This is a genomic window from Pantoea deleyi (assembly GCF_022647325.1).
In the GTDB taxonomy this organism is placed as follows: domain Bacteria; phylum Pseudomonadota; class Gammaproteobacteria; order Enterobacterales; family Enterobacteriaceae; genus Pantoea; species Pantoea deleyi.
In genome coordinates this window covers 3,217,327-3,235,441 of record NZ_CP071405.1, presented here as the reverse complement: position 1 = coordinate 3,235,441, position 18,115 = coordinate 3,217,327, and the positions used below count along the sequence as shown (strand labels likewise).

Annotated in this window: 13 protein-coding genes; 7 read left to right on the top strand and 6 right to left on the bottom strand. The window is 56.9% G+C overall.

Going from position 1 to position 18,115, the window contains the following annotated elements; translation table 11 throughout:
- Window positions 1–4 precede the first annotated feature (4 nt).
- Window positions 5–859, top strand: a complete 855-nt coding sequence (gene ampE, locus J1C59_RS15340) for a beta-lactamase regulator AmpE (protein ID WP_128084276.1) — start codon at window positions 5–7, stop codon at window positions 857–859.
- On the opposite strand, the gene J1C59_RS15335 is transcribed toward ampE, so the two are convergent.
- From J1C59_RS15335 to J1C59_RS15315, 5 genes are all read right to left on the bottom strand, one after another.
- Window positions 841–1,800, bottom strand: a complete 960-nt coding sequence (locus J1C59_RS15335) for a glycoside hydrolase family 43 protein (protein WP_128084277.1) — start codon at window positions 1,798–1,800, stop codon at window positions 841–843. The two genes, ampE and J1C59_RS15335, sit on opposite strands and share 19 nt — an antisense overlap.
- Window positions 1,797–3,209, bottom strand: a complete 1,413-nt coding sequence (locus J1C59_RS15330) for a glycoside-pentoside-hexuronide (GPH):cation symporter (RefSeq protein ID WP_128084278.1) — start codon at window positions 3,207–3,209, stop codon at window positions 1,797–1,799. Before J1C59_RS15330 ends, J1C59_RS15335 begins: the two co-directional genes overlap by 4 nt.
- 176 nt (window positions 3,210–3,385) lie before the next feature.
- A complete protein-coding gene (locus J1C59_RS15325; protein WP_128084279.1) occupies window positions 3,386–3,631 on the bottom strand; it encodes a hypothetical protein in 246 nt (81 codons plus the stop codon).
- Between the two features lie 126 nt (window positions 3,632–3,757).
- Window positions 3,758–5,113, bottom strand: a complete 1,356-nt coding sequence (gene aroP / locus J1C59_RS15320) for an aromatic amino acid transporter AroP (protein ID WP_128084280.1) — start codon at window positions 5,111–5,113, stop codon at window positions 3,758–3,760.
- 58 nt (window positions 5,114–5,171) lie between these two features.
- On the bottom strand, window positions 5,172–5,378 hold the full coding sequence (locus J1C59_RS15315; RefSeq protein ID WP_128084281.1) for a hypothetical protein: 207 nt from the start codon (window positions 5,376–5,378) through the stop codon (window positions 5,172–5,174).
- Window positions 5,379–5,628: 250 nt separating this feature from the next.
- Here J1C59_RS15315 and pdhR point away from each other — a divergent pair, with 250 nt between their 5' ends.
- The 4 genes from pdhR (at window position 5,629) to lpdA (ending at window position 12,670) form a co-directional block, all read left to right on the top strand.
- The gene (gene pdhR, locus J1C59_RS15310) at window positions 5,629–6,393 is read left to right on the top strand and encodes a pyruvate dehydrogenase complex transcriptional repressor PdhR (RefSeq protein WP_128084289.1); all 765 of its coding nucleotides are present in this window, start codon (window positions 5,629–5,631) and stop codon (window positions 6,391–6,393) included.
- 103 nt (window positions 6,394–6,496) lie between these two features.
- Complete coding sequence (gene aceE / locus J1C59_RS15305) at window positions 6,497–9,163, top strand: pyruvate dehydrogenase (acetyl-transferring), homodimeric type (protein ID WP_128084282.1); 2,667 nt, start codon at window positions 6,497–6,499, stop codon at window positions 9,161–9,163.
- Between the two features lie 14 nt (window positions 9,164–9,177).
- Entirely contained in the window at window positions 9,178–11,085 is a 1,908-nt protein-coding gene (gene aceF / locus J1C59_RS15300) for a pyruvate dehydrogenase complex dihydrolipoyllysine-residue acetyltransferase (protein WP_128084283.1), read from the top strand.
- A gap of 160 nt (window positions 11,086–11,245) precedes the next feature.
- Window positions 11,246–12,670 carry a dihydrolipoyl dehydrogenase gene (gene lpdA, locus J1C59_RS15295; RefSeq protein WP_111140842.1) on the top strand — a complete coding sequence of 475 codons (1,425 nt, stop codon included), beginning with the start codon at window positions 11,246–11,248 and terminating at the stop codon, window positions 12,668–12,670.
- Window positions 12,671–13,259: 589 nt separating this feature from the next.
- On the opposite strand, the gene J1C59_RS15290 is transcribed toward lpdA, so the two are convergent.
- Window positions 13,260–14,165, bottom strand: coding sequence for a LysR family transcriptional regulator (locus J1C59_RS15290; RefSeq protein WP_128084284.1), 906 nt, complete (start codon window positions 14,163–14,165; stop codon window positions 13,260–13,262).
- Window positions 14,166–14,271: 106 nt separating this feature from the next.
- Between J1C59_RS15290 and J1C59_RS15285 the strand changes: the two genes are divergently transcribed.
- Together J1C59_RS15285 and acnB are read left to right on the top strand one after the other, a co-directional pair.
- Window positions 14,272–14,781, top strand: a complete 510-nt coding sequence (locus J1C59_RS15285; protein WP_128084285.1) for a phenolic acid decarboxylase — start codon at window positions 14,272–14,274, stop codon at window positions 14,779–14,781.
- Window positions 14,782–15,340: 559 nt separating this feature from the next.
- Complete coding sequence (acnB, locus tag J1C59_RS15280; RefSeq protein WP_128084286.1) at window positions 15,341–17,938, top strand: bifunctional aconitate hydratase 2/2-methylisocitrate dehydratase; 2,598 nt, start codon at window positions 15,341–15,343, stop codon at window positions 17,936–17,938.
- Window positions 17,939–18,115 lie beyond the last annotated feature (177 nt).

Sequence of the window (18,115 nt, the reverse complement as noted above, 5' to 3'; positions counted from 1 at the left end):
CAGTATGACGTTGTTTACCTTGTTGTTGGTTTTAGGCTGGGAGCGCCTGTTTAAGCTGGGCGAGCACTGGCAGCTCGACCATCGGCTGGAGCCGATTTTTCGCCATCGCCGTCATTTCTCGCTGGTGCGCACGTTGCTGATGGCCGTGCTGGCGATGGCGCTGACCGCGCTGGTGATCTGGAGCCTGAAAGGGCTGCTGTTCGGCGTGCTGCAGCTGCTGTTCTGGATCGTCTCCGGTCTGCTCTGCATCGGTGCCGGTTCGGTTCGTCAGCACTATCATCACTACCTGAAAGCCGCCAGTCATGATGACGAGGCGGCACATCAGGCGATGGCGGCCGAGCTGACGCTGATCCACGGTGTACCGGTGGAGTGCAGCGAGCGCGAATTTCTGCGCGAACTGCAGAACGCCCTGATCTGGATAAACTTCCGCTTCTATCTGGCCCCGATGTTCTGGCTGGTGGTGGGCGGGCCCTGGGGCCCGGTGCTGCTGGTGGGCTATGCGTTCCTGCGCGCCTGGCAAAGCTGGCTGGCAAAACAGGGTACGCCAATGGCGCGCGCGCAGTCCGGCGTGGATGCGATTCTGCACCTGCTCGACTGGATCCCGGTGCGGCTGGCGGGCGTGGCCTACGCGCTGCTGGGCCACGGCGAGAAAGCGCTGCCTGCCTGGTTTGCCTCGCTGACCGACCGTCATCGCTCCCAGTATCAGGTGCTGACGACGCTGGCCCAGTTCTCCCTGTCGCGCGATCCGCATACCGATAAAGTTGAAACGCCACGGGTGGCCGTGGCGTTAGCGAAGCGCACCTCACTGGTGCTGGTGGTCGCCGTTGCGTTGCTGACGATTTACGGCACGCTGGTGTAATCGGCGGGTGGCACACCAAAATCGGGTGTGCCATCGTCCCGCCAGTGAACATATTTCAGGCGGGTATGGCGGTTCGGATCCCAGAGCGGATCGCCCTCAATTTCCGTGTAATTGCGTGCGTGATATACCAGCACGTCACGGCCCTCTTCATCGCGGGTGAAGCTGTTATGACCCGGTCCATACTGGTGGTTGTCCCAGCTGGAGACAAAGACCGGCCGGGCGGATTTCTGCCAGGCAGAAACGTCCAGCGGGTCAGCATCAGCCGCAATCGACAGAAGCCCCAGGCAGTAATTCTCATCGGTGGCGCTGGCGGAGTAGGTCACAAACAGCCGATCTCCGTGACGGATCGCCGCCGGTCCCTCATTGACGCTAAACCCTGCGCACTCCCACTCATACTCCGGCCGGCTCAGCATGACCGGCGTACCTTTCAGCGTCCAGGGATTGAGTAATTCGGCCAGATAGAGGTTGGAGTTACCGGGGATCAGGGGATCTTTCTGCGCCCAGAGATACCAGTTCTTGCCCTGATGAACGAAGTGCGTGGCATCCAGCGAGAAGCTGTCAAACTGACTGAAGACCCGGCGGCAGGGCTGCCAGGGTCCCCGCAGGGGATCTTCCGCGTCACAGACCAGCGCATACATCCGGTGCTGAAACAGCCCCTCTTTGATGTCGCGTGTCGGGGCAGCTGCGAAATAGATCACCCACTGGCCGTCAATAACGTGCAGTTCGGGCGCCCAGATTAATTCGCTGCAGGGGCCGCTCTCCGGTTTGTGCCAGACCTCCACCGCCTCGGCGCTGCGCAGGCCTGCCAGCGTGGTGGCACGGCGGATCTCAAGCCGGTCATACTCCGGGACCGAGGCCACGAAATAGTAGTGCTGGTCATGGTGCAGGATAAAAGGGTCGGCGCGCTGCGTAATAAAAGGATTTGGCCAGGCTGTCATCATTTTACCTCTCCGGTTGGGGTGACCGCTTCGTCGCGCAGGCGAACCGAGTGCAACTCACGGAAGTTCTGGCGGCGCAGAGCGAGATCCTGCTGGATGGTCAGCATCATTTTGCGGTCAACCTTCAGCAGCCGGACCACACCAGCGGTAATCAGATAGCCGACGCCCGGAATGACGGTGAAGAGCAGCATGATGCCGTTAATGGCTTCCGGCGACTGCTGTTTTGCCCCCGCATTGTAGCCGTAGATCGACAGCAGAAAGCCGACCATCGCACCGGCGACGGCCAGGCCAACCTTAAGGAAGAAGAGGTTGCCGGAGAAGCTGATGCCGGTGATGCGTTTGCCGGTTTTCCATTCGCCGTAGTCGTCTACATCGGCCATCAGTGACCAGTGCAGCGGTGACGGGATCTGATGCAGGATATTCAGTACAAAATAGGCGACGACCACCATCACCGTGGCGTGAGGATCGATCCAGTAGAAACCGCTGGAGAAGAGCGCCAGCGCGATATTGGTCCAGAAGAAGACTTTGAGTTTGCACCAGCGATCGGTGAGCAGTTTCGCCAGCGTGCTGCCGACCATCATGCCAATCACCCCCAGGCTGATAAACAGCGTGGCGAAGTGCGTTGACTGGCCCATCACCCAGGTCACGTAATACATGGTGGCCGCCATGCGGATAAAGCCGGGGCAGACGTTGCAGAAGGTCAGCAGCAGAATTCGCACCCACTGGTCGTTCTTCCAGACGTCGCGCAGATCCTTTTTCAGGTCATCGTTGCTCGGCACGGCCGGATGGATACGTTCGCGCACCGTCGCAAAGCAGAAGAGAAACATCGCCAGTCCGATGGTGGCGAGAACCGTCATCGCCATCTGATAACCGCGGGCCTTATCGGCACCGCCGAACCATTCCGCCATCGGCAGCAGTGACATCGAGAGAATCAGCGTGGCGATGCCCACCATAACAAAACGGTACGACTGGCAGGAGACACGCTCACCGGGATCGTTGGTGATCACGCCCCCCAGCGAGCAGTAGGGAATGTTGATGGCGGTATAGGTCAGCGACATCAGGAAATAGGTGACGAAGGCCCAGATAACCTTGTTGTGATAGGTCCAGTCGGGAGTAGTAAACATCAGGATGCTGAACAGCACATAGGGCACCGAAACCCACAGCAGCCAGGGGCGGAAACGTCCCCAGCGACTCTGGGTGCGGTCGGCGATCGCGCCCATAATCGGGTCGGTCACCGCATCCAGTACCCTGACTGACAGCAGCAGGGTGCCCACCAGCGCCGGGGCCAGGCCAAAAACATCGGTATAGAAGTAGTTCAGGAACAGCATGATGGCGCCGCCAATCATGTTGCATCCGGCATCGCCCATGCCATATCCCAGCTTTTCTTTAAATGAGAGTAATGCGGGCTTCATTGTTCGTCTCCTGACAGTCATGAAGCCACCGATTATTAGGGTTCAAACGGTCGATGGTGCAGTAGCAACTGGTTACAGAGATGGACAAAACAGGTGGTGTAAAAAAAATGTGAACTGGCATGCAGGAACAGGCCTGTTCACATTGGATTAGAGGAGAGAGAGGGTATGAGGTTGAATTATGTGGCGCTGCTGTTCTGGCCTTCGACCAGTCCACCAATTTTTCCGCCAATAATGCCGCCCAGGTAACTGAGGATATTACCGACAGTCGACGAGATAAAACCAGAGACAAATGGGATGGGTATCAGCTTACCCAGTTTGTTACCGATGTACGTCCCAAACTGCTTACCCACGGCAGTCGTAGTGTCCTTGATAACGCCACCGCCGCTGACGGCCATGATTTCTGATGCTGCGAGTTCGCGCATAATTTTTTGCTCCTTGATTGGGTTTACATCAGGACAAAAAACTATCACCTCACGGCAGCGAAAAAAATAGTAATCCAGCGATAGTGACAGGTGCGCGTGATTCTGCGCACCTGCCAGATCTGCGCATCAGGCTTTCTGGGTTTTGTTCTTAATGAAGTAACCGATAGCCAGAATCACCAGCCAGACCGGAATCAGCCAGACAGAGATTGCCATGCCCGGCGTGGTCGCCATCAGCACCAGAATCGCGGCCATGAAGACCAGGCAAATCCAGTTCCCCACCGGATAGAGCAGCGCTTTAAAGCGGGTGGTAACACCCTGCTGATCTTTCTTACGACGGAACTTCAGGTGTGCCAGGCTGATCATCGCCCAGTTAATCACCAGCGCAGAGACCACCAGCGACATCAGCAGACCAAAGGCTTCGCCCGGCATCAGATAGTTGATCAGCACGCAGAGCGCCGTGGCGACGGCCGAAACCAGAATCGTGAGTACCGGCACGCCGCGACGGTCGACCTTCAGCAGCGATTTCGGCGCGTTGCCCTGCTGAGCCAGACCAAACAGCATACGGCTGTTGCAGTAGACGCAGCTGTTATAGACCGACAGCGCCGCCGTCAGGATTACGACGTTGAGCGCATTCGCCACCATCGCATCGCCCAGCTCATGGAAAATAAAGACGAACGGGCTGACGTCAGAGGTGACGCGATTCCACGGCATCAGGGAGAGCAGCACGGCCAGCGAACCAATGTAGAAAATCAGGATGCGCCACAGCACCTGGTTGGTCGCTTTCGGAATGCTCACTTCCGGATTGTCAGCTTCGGCTGCAGTGATCCCGACCAGCTCCAGCCCGCCAAAGGAGAACATAATAATCGCCATGACGGCGACCAGTCCGCCGATGCCGTGCGGGAAGAATCCGCCCTGTTCCCAGAGGTTGCGCACGGTCGCCTGCGGACCCGCATGACCGCTGAACAGCAGCCAGCCACCGAACAGGATCATGCCGATCACCGCCAGCACCTTGATGATGGCAAACCAGAACTCCATCTCACCGAACACCTTAACGTTGGTCAGGTTGATGGCGTTGATCATGACGAAGAAGATAGCGGCCGAGGCCCAGGTCGGAAAATCGGGCCACCAGAACTGGATATATTTGCCCACGGCGGTCAGTTCCGCCATCGCGACCAGCACGTAAAGTACCCAGTAGTTCCAGCCCGAAGCGAAGCCGGCAAAGTTGCCCCAGTATTTATACGCAAAGTGGCTGAAGCTACCGGCGACCGGCTCTTCCACCACCATCTCGCCCAACTGGCGCATGATTAAGAAGGCAATAAAACCGGCGATCGCATAGCCCAGAATAACGGCCGGTCCGGCGGATTCGATAACCGATGCGCTGCCCAGAAACAGCCCGGTTCCCACTGCACCACCCAGCGCGATGAGCTGAATATGGCGGTTCTTAAGACCACGTTTCAGCGCTTCGCCTTGCTGTTGTTCCATACAAACCTCGTGATGTTTTTATTCTTCGTTCGCAGCGCAGTTCGCTGTAATGAAGTGGTTACAATAACGTATTGATAATTTTACGGTATCTGGCCTGCTGAATGCTGCCATGCGCTACCCTGGCGACAAGAATAGTGATAAGCGGATCGCTTTGCACCTGCTTTCGCCTTTTGTGCTGAGAGTTGACTGAAAAAACGCCGTTCCCGTCACGTCCGATCAGAGAAACTTCTGCCATGAAATTCCGCGCATGACGAATAGCTTTCACTTATGGCTGCCGCTGCGTCTGGCCGCTAACCGGGTGTAAGGTTTGGTAAAAGTGCATTTGTTTAACATTTGCGGCAACGCTGAATTTTCATTTTTTTAACCACAAGTTAGCGCCAGCACAGGGCCTGGGGAGATGTGAATGTCGCCGACACCATATAGACACAAGGTGAATACTTTGTTACTTTACGGGCGCCCCCTGGCAATTGGTATTACCAATTTACTCCGGACGATTGGTTTAATAAGAAGGGATGATGGCTTACAGTAAGATTCGCCAACCCAAGCTCTCTGACGCGATCGAGCAACAGCTCGAATCCCTGATCATGGAAGGGACCCTGCGTCCGGGAGAGAAGCTGCTCCCTGAGCGCGAACTCGCCAAACAATTCGATGTCTCACGTCCATCTCTCCGTGAAGCGATCCAGCGGCTGGAAGCCAAAGGATTATTGCTGCGCCGACAGGGTGGCGGAACGTTTGTACAGGAGAATCTCTGGCAAAGCATGAGCGATCCACTCGTTGAGCTTCTCGCCGACCATCCGGAATCACAGTTTGACCTGCTGGAAACGCGCCATGCCCTGGAGGGTATCGCTGCCTATTACGCGGCACTGCGCGGCACGGAAGAGGACCTGGTGCGCATTCGCGACTGTCATCTCCACATCCAGCAGGCGCAGGACAGCGGCGATTTAGACGCCGAAGCGGACGCAGTGATGCAGTATCAGATCGCTGTCACAGAAGCGGCCCATAATGTTGTGCTTTTGCATTTGCTACGCTCAATGGGCCCTATGCTGGAACAAAACGTCCGTCAGAATTTCGAATTGCTCTACTCGCGCCGGGAAATGCTGGCGAAAGTGAGCGGTCACCGCGCCAGAATCTTTGAGGCGATTGTGGCCCGTGAGCCAGAAAAAGCGCGCGAGGCTTCACACCGTCACCTGGCGTTCATAGAGGAAATCTTGCTGGACAGAAGTCGGGAGCAGAGCCGTCGTGAACGCTCCCTGCGTCGTTTACAGCAACGTAAGGAATAACGTGCGACAAAGATCGTACGGACATGTGCGACGAGCCTGCCGGCATCTGCTTTAACAGGCTCCCGATTATTCAACGTATTAGACACAGATAAGGAACACACCCATGTCAGAACGTTTACACAATGACGTGGATCCGATCGAAACTCGTGACTGGCTACAGGCGATCGAATCGGTCATCCGTGAAGAAGGTGTTGAACGTGCGCAGTATCTGATCGATCAGGTACTGGGTGCAGCCCGCAAAGGCGGCGTCAATGTGGCTGCAGGTTCGTCTGCAATCAGCAACTACATCAACTCTATTGCCGTTGAAGATGAACCCGACTATCCGGGCAACACCTCTCTTGAACGTCGTATCCGTTCCGCAATTCGCTGGAACGCCATCATGTCGGTGCTGCGTGCATCCAAGAAAGATCTGGAACTGGGTGGTCACATGTCCTCCTTCCAGTCTTCTGCCACGATCTATGAAGTGTGCTTCAACCACTTCTTCCGTGCGCGCAGTGACAAGGATGGCGGCGATCTGGTCTATTTCCAGGGCCACATCTCTCCGGGTATCTATGCCCGTGCGTTCCTTGAAGGTCGCCTGACCGAAGAGCAGATGAATAACTTCCGTCAGGAAGTGGATGGCAAAGGCCTCTCTTCTTATCCGCATCCAAAACTGATGCCGGAATTCTGGCAGTTCCCGACCGTTTCTATGGGTCTGGGTCCGCTGTCCGCTATCTATCAGGCGAAGTTCCTGAAATATCTGGAACACCGTGGCCTGAAAGACACCTCCGCACAGACCGTTTATGCCTTCCTGGGTGACGGCGAAATGGATGAGCCGGAATCAAAAGGTGCGATCACCATCGCCACCCGTGAAAAACTGGATAACCTGGTCTTCATCATCAACTGCAACCTGCAGCGTCTGGATGGCCCGGTCACCGGTAATGGCAAGATCATCAACGAGCTGGAAGGCATCTTTGCCGGTGCTGGCTGGGAAGTGATCAAGGTCATCTGGGGCGGTCGCTGGGATGAGCTGCTGCGCAAAGATACCAGCGGCAAGCTGATTCAGCTGATGAACGAAACCGTCGACGGTGACTACCAGACCTTCAAATCCCGTGATGGTGCCTATGTGCGTGAGCACTTCTTCGGTAAATATCCGGAAACCGCGGCGCTGGTTAAAGATATGTCCGACGATGAGATCTGGTCACTGAACCGTGGCGGCCACGATCCGAAGAAAATCTACGCGGCACTGAAAAAAGCGCAGGACACCAAAGGCAAGCCCGTCCTGATCCTGGCGCATACCATCAAAGGCTATGGTATGGGCGACACCGCGGAAGGCAAAAACATTGCCCACCAGGTGAAGAAGATGAACATGGATGGCGTGCGCTATATCCGTGATCGTTTCAACGTGCCGGTTGCCGATGACAAAATCGAATCACTGCCGTACGTGACCTTCGAAAAAGGGTCCGAAGAGCATACGTACCTGCATGCGCAGCGCGAGAAGTTAGGCGGCTACCTGCCAACGCGTCAGCCGAAGTTCAGTGAAAAACTGGAAATGCCGGCGCTGGAAGAGTTCAGCGCGCTGCTGGAAGAGCAGAACAAAGAGATCTCCACCACCATCGCCTTCGTGCGTGCCCTGAACGTGATGCTGAAGAACAAGTCGATCAAAGATCGTCTGGTTCCGATCCTCGCCGACGAAGCGCGTACCTTTGGTATGGAAGGTCTGTTCCGCCAGATCGGTATCTACAGCCCGAACGGCCAGCAGTATACGCCGCAGGACCGTGAGCAGGTTGCGTACTACAAAGAAGATGAGAAAGGCCAGATTCTGCAGGAAGGGATCAACGAGCTGGGCGCAGGTTCATCCTGGCTGGCGGCGGCGACCTCTTACAGCACCAATAACCTGCCGATGATCCCGTTCTACATCTACTACTCGATGTTCGGCTTCCAGCGTATCGGCGATCTGATGTGGCTGGCAGGCGATCAGCAGGCGCGCGGCTTCCTGGTCGGCGGCACCTCGGGTCGTACGACTCTGAACGGCGAAGGTCTGCAGCATGAAGATGGTCACAGCCACATTCAGTCGCTGACGATCCCGAACTGTATCTCTTACGATCCCTCTTACGCCTACGAAGTCGCTGTCATCATGCACGACGGTCTGGTGCGTATGTATGGCGAAGCGCAGGAGAACATCTACTACTACATCACCACGCTGAACGAAAACTACCACATGCCAGCCATGCCTCAGGGCGCGGAAGAGGGTATCCGTAAGGGTATCTACAAGCTGGAAACGGTAGACGGCAGCAAAGGCAAAGTGCAGCTGCTGGGCTCAGGTTCTATCCTGCGTCACGTTCGTGAAGCCGCGCAGATCCTGGCGAAAGATTACGGTATCGGCTCCGATGTCTACAGCGTTACCTCGTTCACCGAACTGGCGCGTGATGGCCAGGATTGTGAGCGCTGGAACATGCTGCATCCGACAGAAGAAGCGCGCGTGCCTTACATCGCTCAGGTGATGAACGACGCGCCAGCAGTCGCCTCAACCGACTACATGAAACTGTTCGCTGAGCAGGTTCGTAGCTATGTGCCTTCCAGCGATTATCGCGTACTGGGTACAGATGGTTTTGGTCGCTCTGACAGCCGTGAGAATCTGCGTCATCACTTTGAAGTTGATGCATCTTATGTGGTGGTTGCCGCGCTGGGTGAGCTGGCTAAACGCGGCGAGATCGAGAAGAAAGTGGTGGCCGACGCGATCACCAAATTCAATATCGATGCCGATAAAGTTAACCCGCGTCTGGCTTAAGAGGTAAGAGAGTAATGGCTATCGAAATTAAGGTACCGGATATCGGGTCTGACGAAGTGGAAGTCACCGAGATTCTGGTGAAAGTTGGCGACAAGGTGGAAGCCGAGCAGTCGCTGATCACCGTGGAAGGCGACAAAGCCTCAATGGAAGTGCCGTCGCCACAGGCTGGCGTAGTGAAAGAGATTAAGATCTCTACCGGTGACAAAGTTGAAACCGGCTCACTGATCATGATGTTTGACGCGGAGGGCGCTGCGGAAGCCGCCCCTGCTGCTGCTCCGGAGAAGAAAGCGGATGCGGCGCCTGCGCCAGCCGCGGCGGCGGCCACGGCCAGCAAAGAAGTGGCGGTACCGGACATTGGCGGTGACGAAGTGGAAGTCACTGAGATTCTGGTGAAGGTCGGCGACAAAGTCGAAGCCGAGCAGTCACTGATCGTGGTCGAAGGCGACAAAGCGTCGATGGAAGTCCCGGCACCGTTTGCGGGTGTGGTCAAAGAGATCACCATCGCGACCGGCGACAAAGTCAGCACCGGTTCCGCCATCATGGTCTTTGAAGCCGAAGGCGCAGCCCCGGCCTCTGACGCGAAGCCCGCGATGAAAGAAGAAGCGGCATCGGCACCTGCCGCCGCCGCAGGCGCGAAAGACGTGAACGTCCCGGACATCGGCGGTGATGAAGTGGAAGTCACCGAGGTGCTGGTGAAGGTCGGCGACAAAGTCGAAGCCGAGCAGTCACTGATCGTGGTGGAAGGCGATAAAGCCTCAATGGAAGTGCCTGCGCCGTTTGCGGGTACGGTCAAAGAGCTGAAAGTCGCGACCGGCGATAAAGTCAGCACCGGCTCCCTGATCATGGTGTTCGAAGTCGAAGGCGCGGGGCCAGCGGCACCTGCGGCGGCGAAACAGGACGCGGCACCAGCACCGGCTGCCAAATCTGACGCGAAAGCCGCAGCACCTGCACCGGCTGCCGCGAAAGCGGACAGCAAAGGTGAGTTCGCCGAGAACGACGCTTACGTTCACGCGACCCCGGTGATCCGTCGCCTGGCGCGTGAGTTCGGTGTGAACCTGACGAAAGTCAAAGGCACCGGTCGTAAAGGTCGCATTTTGAAAGAAGACGTGCAGACTTACGTGAAAGAGGCGGTGAAACGCGCTGAAGCGGCACCGGCTGCTGCCAGCGGCGGCGGTCTGCCAGGCATGCTGCCGTGGCCAAAAGTGGACTTCAGCAAGTTTGGCGAAGTCGAAGAAGTCGAACTGGGCCGTATCCAGAAAATCTCTGGTGCGAACCTGAGCCGTAACTGGGTGATGATCCCGCACGTTACGCATTTCGACAAAACCGATATCACCGAGCTGGAAGCCTTCCGTAAGCAGCAGAATGCGGAAGCTGAGAAGCGTAAGCTGGACGTGAAGTACACGCCTGTCGTGTTCATCATGAAAGCCGTGGCGGCCGCGCTGGAGCAGATGCCACGCTTCAACAGCTCGCTCTCTGAAGATGCGCAGAAACTGACGCTGAAGAAATATATCAACATCGGTGTGGCGGTTGATACGCCAAACGGCCTGGTGGTTCCGGTCTTTAAAGACGTGAACAAGAAGGGCATCACCGAGCTGTCCCGTGAACTGATGGCGATTTCGAAGAAAGCGCGTGACGGTAAACTGACGGCGGGCGACATGCAGGGCGGATGTTTCACCATCTCCAGCCTGGGCGGCCTGGGCACCACACACTTCGCGCCGATCGTGAACGCGCCGGAAGTGGCTATTCTGGGTGTCTCTAAGTCGGCGATGGAACCGGTATGGAACGGCAAAGAGTTTATGCCGCGTCTGATGATGCCGATTTCTCTCTCCTTCGACCACCGCGTGATCGACGGGGCCGATGGTGCAAGATTCATCACCATTATTGGCAATATGCTGTCCGACATTCGTCGTTTAGTTATGTAAATGTAAAGAAGGCCGGCGGATGCCGGCCTTCCTTTAACGATTCGTCGCGCCGCGGTTGGCAGTTTGTTAACAATTCTGTAAACTCTTGCGGTGAAAGTCCCGGTGGAACAAGGGCATTATAAGAACGTCTGACCCGCCGGATATCAATTAAGAGGTCATGATGAGTACAGAGATTAAAACCCAGGTCGTGGTACTTGGGGCAGGTCCTGCAGGTTACTCTGCAGCCTTCCGTTGTGCGGATTTAGGTCTGGAAACCGTACTGGTTGAGCGTTACAGCACCCTGGGCGGTGTTTGCCTGAACGTCGGTTGTATCCCCTCTAAGGCGCTGCTGCACGTTGCCAAAGTGATTGAAGAGGCGAAAGCCCTTGAAGAGCACGGCATTGTGTTTGGTCAGCCCTCTACTGATATTAACAAGATTCGCAGCTGGAAAGAGAAGGTCATCAACCAGTTGACTGGCGGCCTGTCAGGTATGGCAAAAGGGCGTAAAGTCACCGTGGTTAACGGCCTGGGCAAATTCACCGGTGCTAACACCCTGGTGGTGGAAGGAGAAGGCGGCGCGACCACCATCAACTTCGACAATGCCATTATCGCTGCGGGTTCACGCCCTATCGAACTGCCGTTCATCCCGCATGAAGATCCACGCGTCTGGGACTCTACCGATGCACTGGAGCTGAAAGAAGTGCCGAAGCGCCTGCTGGTTATGGGTGGCGGCATCATCGGTCTGGAAATGGCGACCGTGTATCACGCGCTGGGTTCAGAGATCGACGTGGTCGAGATGTTTGACCAGGTTATCCCGGCTGCGGATAAAGACGTCGTTAAAGTCTTTACCAAGAAAATCAGCAAGAAATTTAACCTGATGCTGGAAACCAAAGTGACCGCCGTTGAAGCAAAAGACGATGGCATTTACGTTTCGATGGAAGGGAAAAAAGCACCAGGCGAAGCGCAGCGTTATGACGCCGTGCTGGTGGCGATCGGTCGCGTACCGAACGGTAAAGGTCTGGATGCCGGTAAAGCGGGCGTGGAAGTGGACGACCGTGGTTTCATCCGCGTCGACAAGCAGATGCGTACCAACGTGCCACACATCTACGCTATCGGTGACATCGTCGGTCAGCCAATGCTGGCGCACAAAGGCGTGCATGAAGGCCACGTGGCAGCGGAAGTGATCTCCGGTCTGAAGCACTACTTCGATCCGAAAGTGATCCCGTCAATTGCCTATACTGAGCCAGAAGTTGCCTGGGTCGGTCTGACCGAGAAAGAAGCGAAAGAGAAGGGCATCAGCTATGAGACAGCGACCTTCCCATGGGCGGCCTCTGGCCGTGCAATCGCCTCCGACTGTGCAGAAGGCATGACCAAACTGATCTTCGACAAAGAGACTCACCGTGTTATCGGTGGTGCGATTGTCGGCACCAACGGCGGCGAGCTGTTAGGTGAAATCGGTCTGGCGATTGAGATGGGTTGTGATGCGGAAGATATCGCGCTGACCATCCACGCTCACCCGACCCTGCATGAGTCAGTCGGTCTGGCTGCAGAGATCTTCGAAGGCAGCATCACCGATCTGCCTAACGCGAAAGCGAAGAAGAAGTAAGTTTCTGCCGCAGTGAAAGAGAAAGCTCCCGTTACGGGGGCTTTTTTTTTGCGCGAAATGTCTGACATTTTTCAGGCCACACGGCGGGCAGGCCTGCTCAGGGGTGGCCCGGCAGAGTTGCTGAGGCTGTATTATTCTGACGGGCACGGCACAGGACGTCGCGATGGATAGCCGCAGAGTCATGGCGGAAATCAGGGCGATGGCCGGAGGCTGGTGGATATCGATGTGATTCGACGGCCAGGCGGCGCTGAAAAACTAACGTTACCCTGCCTGAATCCCTGCCCAGAGCGATCGCGGCGTGGCCTCGCAACCCGAAGACAAAAGAGGTGCGGGCTTTTTAGCGCAGGGTGCGCGTAAATGGATTGGGGCGAAGAGCAGCACGCCTGAAAAATAGGCTGCGCTGCGGCTGAAAAGAGAGGAAAGGCGGATGGGCAACGTTGCGGGGCCTGTCCGGCTGTTCTGTCCGGCAGCCAGCGCGCGGGGCAGGGCAATCATCCTCCCCGCATACGCTGCGAAAACAGAATGCGCGGTCATCGCGAAGTCACTCCTTCAGCCTGCGCCGGCGTCGCTGAAAAGAGACGACGGCCATTCAGGACTTAACGTTCTGCTTCTCCCGCGCCACCCGCTCAATAAACATCTGCGCCAGCGCAGCAATGGCGCTGTTGCCGGGCAGCCTCTCTTCATTCATATGCATCACCAGCGTACTGCTGCGCCTGCGGCCCTGACGCAGCGGCAGGGGACGGAGTTCACCGCTCTCCAGCAGGGCGGCGATATTCTGTTCCGGCAGCCAGCCGTAGCCTAACTGATGCTGGACCGCTTCAATCGCAGCCGACAGCGTGGTGAATGACCAGTTCTCCGCCTGCTCGCCATTGACCTCTGACTGCTGCTGTTGCTGGCGATCCAGAATGGTTACGCAGGGCCAGCGGGCCAGCGTGGTCGCGTCCAGCGGGGCCGGTTCGCGGTGCAGCGGATGGTCGCGATGGGCGACGGCGACAAAATCGACGCTCATCAGGCTTTCGCCCGCTAACGGCTCTGCACCATACTGCGCGACCAGCCAGAGATCGGCCTGATACTCCGCCAGCCTGTCCGGCGTCTCACTGCGGACGATTTCACTGAACCAAATGCGGACGTGCGGATAGCGCTGCTGAAAGGTTCGCAGCACATCAAACAGCAGGGGCTTGGGCAGAGTGGCGTCGACCATCAGATCGATGCGCGAACGTTCGCCGCGTTGCAGCGCATGCGCCCTGGCCTCCAGCGCACCGAATCCCTCCAGCAGCGGACGAACCTGAGCAAGCAGCTGATGTCCTTCCGCGCTCAGCACCGCGCGACGGCCTTCCTGCTCCAGCAGCGTCATCCCCAGTCGCTGCTGAAGCAGGCTCAGCTGATAGCTCAGCGAGGACTGGCTGCGATGATTCTTCTCCGCGGCCAGCGCGAAGCTGCCCGCATTCACCACCTCATCGAGCAGATACCACTGTTCAAGCGTCGTTTTAAACATGCCGGACTCATCTGAAATTTGAATGATTTAGTGCTAAAAATAGCGTTATTAATCGCTTTTGTAACGCGCAATAATCCCTTCAACGAAAACAAATGAGGAATAAATCATGAGCACATTTGATAAACATGACCTGTCAGGCATCGTCGGCAAACATCTGGTTTATACCTATGACAACGGCTGGAACTACGAGCTTTACATCAAAAACGCCAGCACCATCGACTACCGCATTCACAGCGGCATGGTCGGTAATCGCTGGGTTAAAAATCAGCATGTTTATGTCGTTCGTCTGGCGCAGGATGTCTACAAAGTCTCCTGGACTGAGCCAACCGGTACGGATGTCAGCCTGGCCGTTAACCTGACCGACAAAATTTTCCACGGCACCATCTTCTTCCCGCGCTGGGTAATGAATAATCCTGAAAAAACAGTCTGCTTCCAGAACGATCATCTGGAAGAGATGGCAAAATTCTGCGAAGCGGGCCCGGCGTATCCGACCGAAATCATCGATGAGTTTGCAACGCTGACCCTGATCCGCGATGTGGGTGAAAACAACGAAAGCGTGGTGGACTGCCCGCCTGACCAGCTGCCAGCCGACTGGCCAGCCAGCCTGAAAAACTAATCATCATTCTGAAGAGGCCCGGGCGGCCTCTTCTGTTATCGGCGTCAGACCAACGCGCCGCGCTGCCTGCAAAAACCCGTTCCGGTGCACTGCCCGGATTCTGAAAGCGCGCGGCCGCCGGCCCGGAATCACAACGGCCAGCCAGGCTGACGCCCTCCGCCGCCTGAGATATCCGCTGCTCAGCGCGTTCTCCATACACCGCTGCGATAACCGCCGTGCGGCCGGGTTTCCATTCCGGCAGGTTATCTATTCCCCTGAATCCCTTCACTAAAATGGCGGCATCGCGCACAGGCTTTGCGGGTGTTCGCTGGCCTGTGCTGCGTCGCACGCCGGGATCGTTCCGGCTGTGCGATCGGGCGGATGCAGCGGGCGAGAAGGGCAGAAGGGACGCAGGAGATTATGTTGTATTTTTGTAAACAGATTAACAAACAGCCGGAATCCTGCTATTCTGCCCTCCGCGAAACCGGGCACCTCAACCTGGACGAGAAAGGGAAGTGTGTTCTCCATAAGTGAGCAAGGTGGTCGGAAAGCCCTACATAATGAGAGCGAGGATAACGTCGTGCTAGAAGAATACCGTAAGCACGTTGCCGAGCGTGCTGCCCAGGGAATTGTCCCTAAGCCTTTAGAGGCTTCCCAGATGGCCGCGCTGGTTGAACTGCTGAAAAATCCACCTGCGGGTGAAGAAGAATTTTTGACCGATCTGTTGGTCAACCGCGTCCCACCTGGCGTCGATGAAGCGGCGTATGTCAAAGCCGGTTTCCTGGCGGCTGTCGCCAAAGGCGAAGCAACCTCTCCTCTGATTACTCCTGAAAAAGCGGTTGAACTGCTCGGCACCATGCAGGGCGGTTACAATATTCATCCGCTGATCGAGGCGCTGGACGATAGCCGACTGGCCCCTGGCGCGGCGAAAGCCCTTTCCCACACGCTGCTGATGTTCGACAACTTCTATGATGTCGAAGAGAAAGCGAAAGCGGGTAACGAATACGCGAAGCAGGTGATGAAGTCATGGGCAGAGGCTGAATGGTATCTGTCACGCCCTGAGCTGGCTGAAAAGATCACCGTTACGGTGTTCAAAGTCACCGGCGAAACCAACACCGATGACCTCTCTCCGGCACCGGATGCCTGGTCACGTCCCGATATCCCTCTGCACGCCCTGGCGATGCTGAAGAATGCCCGCGATGGCATCGAACCGGATGAAGCCGGTAATATCGGCCCGATCAAACAGATCGAGGCGCTGAAGACCAAAGGTTTCCCGCTGGCCTACGTCGGTGACGTGGTCGGAACCGGCTCTTCTCGTAAATCTGCCACCAACTCGGTGCTGTGGTTTATGGGCGACGACATCCCGAACGTGCCGAATAAAAAAGGCGGCGGCGTGGTGCTGGGCAGCAAAATCGCACCGATCTTCTTCAACACCATGGAAGATGCGGGTGCCCTGCCGATTGAAGTGGACGTGAACAACCTGAACATGGGCGATGTCATCGACATCTATCCGTTCAAAGGCGAAGTCCGCAATCACGAAACCAATGAGCTGCTGGCAAACTTCGAACTCAAAACCGAAGTGCTGATCGACGAAGTACGTGCCGGTGGCCGTATTCCATTGATCATCGGCCGTGGCCTGACCACCAAAGCGCGCGAGTCGCTGGGTCTGCCGCATAGCACCGTATTCCGTCAGGCGAAGGATGTGGCGGAGAGCAGCCGCGGCTTCTCGCTGGCGCAGAAAATGGTTGGCCGCGCCTGTGGCGTGACCGGCGTGCGTCCGGGTGCCTATTGCGAACCGAAGATGACCTCGGTCGGCTCGCAGGATACCACCGGCCCGATGACCCGTGACGAGCTGAAAGATCTGGCTTGCCTGGGCTTCTCGACCGACCTGGTTATGCAGTCCTTCTGTCACACCGCTGCCTATCCTAAGCCGGTCGATGTGAACACGCACCACACTCTGCCAGACTTCATCATGAACCGTGGCGGCGTCTCACTGCGTCCGGGCGACGGCATCATCCACAGCTGGCTGAACCGTATGCTGCTGCCGGATACCGTAGGCACCGGCGGTGACTCCCATACCCGTTTCCCTATCGGTATCTCTTTCCCGGCGGGTTCAGGCCTGGTGGCGTTTGCTGCCGCGACCGGCGTCATGCCGCTCGACATGCCGGAATCGGTGCTGGTGCGCTTCAAAGGTAAGATGGAGCCAGGCATCACCCTGCGCGATCTGGTTCACGCCATTCCGCTGTATGCCATCAGACAGGGTCTGCTGACCGTTGAGAAGAAGGGCAAGAAAAACATCTTCTCTGGCCGCATCCTGGAAATCGAAGGTCTGCCGGATCTCAAGGTGGAGCAGGCGTTTGAGCTGTCCGATGCGTCAGCGGAACGCTCCGCTGCGGGCTGTACCATCAAGCTGGATAAAGCGCCGATTATCGAATACCTCAACTCCAACATCGTGCTGCTGAAGTGGATGATCGCAGAAGGTTACGGCGATCGCCGTACGCTGGAGCGTCGTGTTGAGAGCATGGAGAAATGGCTGGCCGATCCTCAGCTGCTGGAAGCCGATGCGGATGCGGAATATGCCGCCGTGATCGAAATCGATCTGGCCGATATCAAAGAGCCGATCCTCTGTGCACCCAACGATCCGGACGATGCCCGTCTGCTCTCTGACGTTCAGGGTGAGAAGATCGACGAAGTGTTCATCGGCTCCTGCATGACCAACATTGGTCACTTCCGTGCCGCCGGTAAACTGCTGGACAGCCACAAAGGCCAGCTGCCAACCCGTCTGTGGGTGGCACCGCCAACCAAGATGGATGCGGCCCAGCTGACCGAAGAGGGCTACTACAGCGTCTTCGGCAAAAGCGGTGCGCGTATCGAGATCCCGGGCTGCTCACTCTGCATGGGTAACCAGGCGCGTGTGGCAGATGGTTCGACGGTCGTCTCGACCTCGACCCGTAACTTCCCGAACCGTCTGGGAACCGGCGCGAACGTCTATCTGGCGTCAGCCGAGCTGGCCGCGGTTGCGTCTCTGCTGGGCAAACTGCCTACGCCGGACGAGTATCAGCAATTTATGGCGCAGGTCGATAAAACGGCCAGCGACACATATCGCTATCTCAACTTTGACCAGCTGGCGCAGTACACCGATAAAGCGGACGGCGTGATTTTCCAGACTGCGGTCTGATTCTTCACCCGACAGCGTGAGAGAAGGGGCGATGATTCGCCCCTTTTTTACGTCTGACGATCGGGCTGCGGCACGATCAAAAGCTGGATTTCGCCAGACAGCCTGTAATAATGCGCGACGTGTCACACTTTGCTGCACAGGCAGCACGGACACTTATCAGGTGACGCGACGACGTTG

What these genes read in the sequence shown, in the direction of transcription:
- aroP (WP_128084280.1), bottom strand. Translation starts at nt 5,113, where the DNA reads ATGGAACAACAGCAAGGCGAAGCGCTGAAACGTGGTCTTAAGAACCGC.
- aceE (WP_128084282.1), top strand. Translation starts at nt 6,497, where the DNA reads ATGTCAGAACGTTTACACAATGACGTGGATCCGATCGAAACTCGTGAC.
- J1C59_RS15325 (WP_128084279.1), bottom strand. Translation starts at nt 3,631, where the DNA reads ATGCGCGAACTCGCAGCATCAGAAATCATGGCCGTCAGCGGCGGTGGC.
- aceF (WP_128084283.1), top strand. Translation starts at nt 9,178, where the DNA reads ATGGCTATCGAAATTAAGGTACCGGATATCGGGTCTGACGAAGTGGAA.
- J1C59_RS15285 (WP_128084285.1), top strand. Translation starts at nt 14,272, where the DNA reads ATGAGCACATTTGATAAACATGACCTGTCAGGCATCGTCGGCAAACAT.
- J1C59_RS15335 (WP_128084277.1), bottom strand. Translation starts at nt 1,800, where the DNA reads ATGATGACAGCCTGGCCAAATCCTTTTATTACGCAGCGCGCCGACCCT.
- lpdA (WP_111140842.1), top strand. Translation starts at nt 11,246, where the DNA reads ATGAGTACAGAGATTAAAACCCAGGTCGTGGTACTTGGGGCAGGTCCT.
- J1C59_RS15290 (WP_128084284.1), bottom strand. Translation starts at nt 14,165, where the DNA reads ATGTTTAAAACGACGCTTGAACAGTGGTATCTGCTCGATGAGGTGGTG.
- J1C59_RS15330 (WP_128084278.1), bottom strand. Translation starts at nt 3,209, where the DNA reads ATGAAGCCCGCATTACTCTCATTTAAAGAAAAGCTGGGATATGGCATG.
- ampE (WP_128084276.1), top strand. Translation starts at nt 5, where the DNA reads ATGACGTTGTTTACCTTGTTGTTGGTTTTAGGCTGGGAGCGCCTGTTT.
- pdhR (WP_128084289.1), top strand. Translation starts at nt 5,629, where the DNA reads ATGGCTTACAGTAAGATTCGCCAACCCAAGCTCTCTGACGCGATCGAG.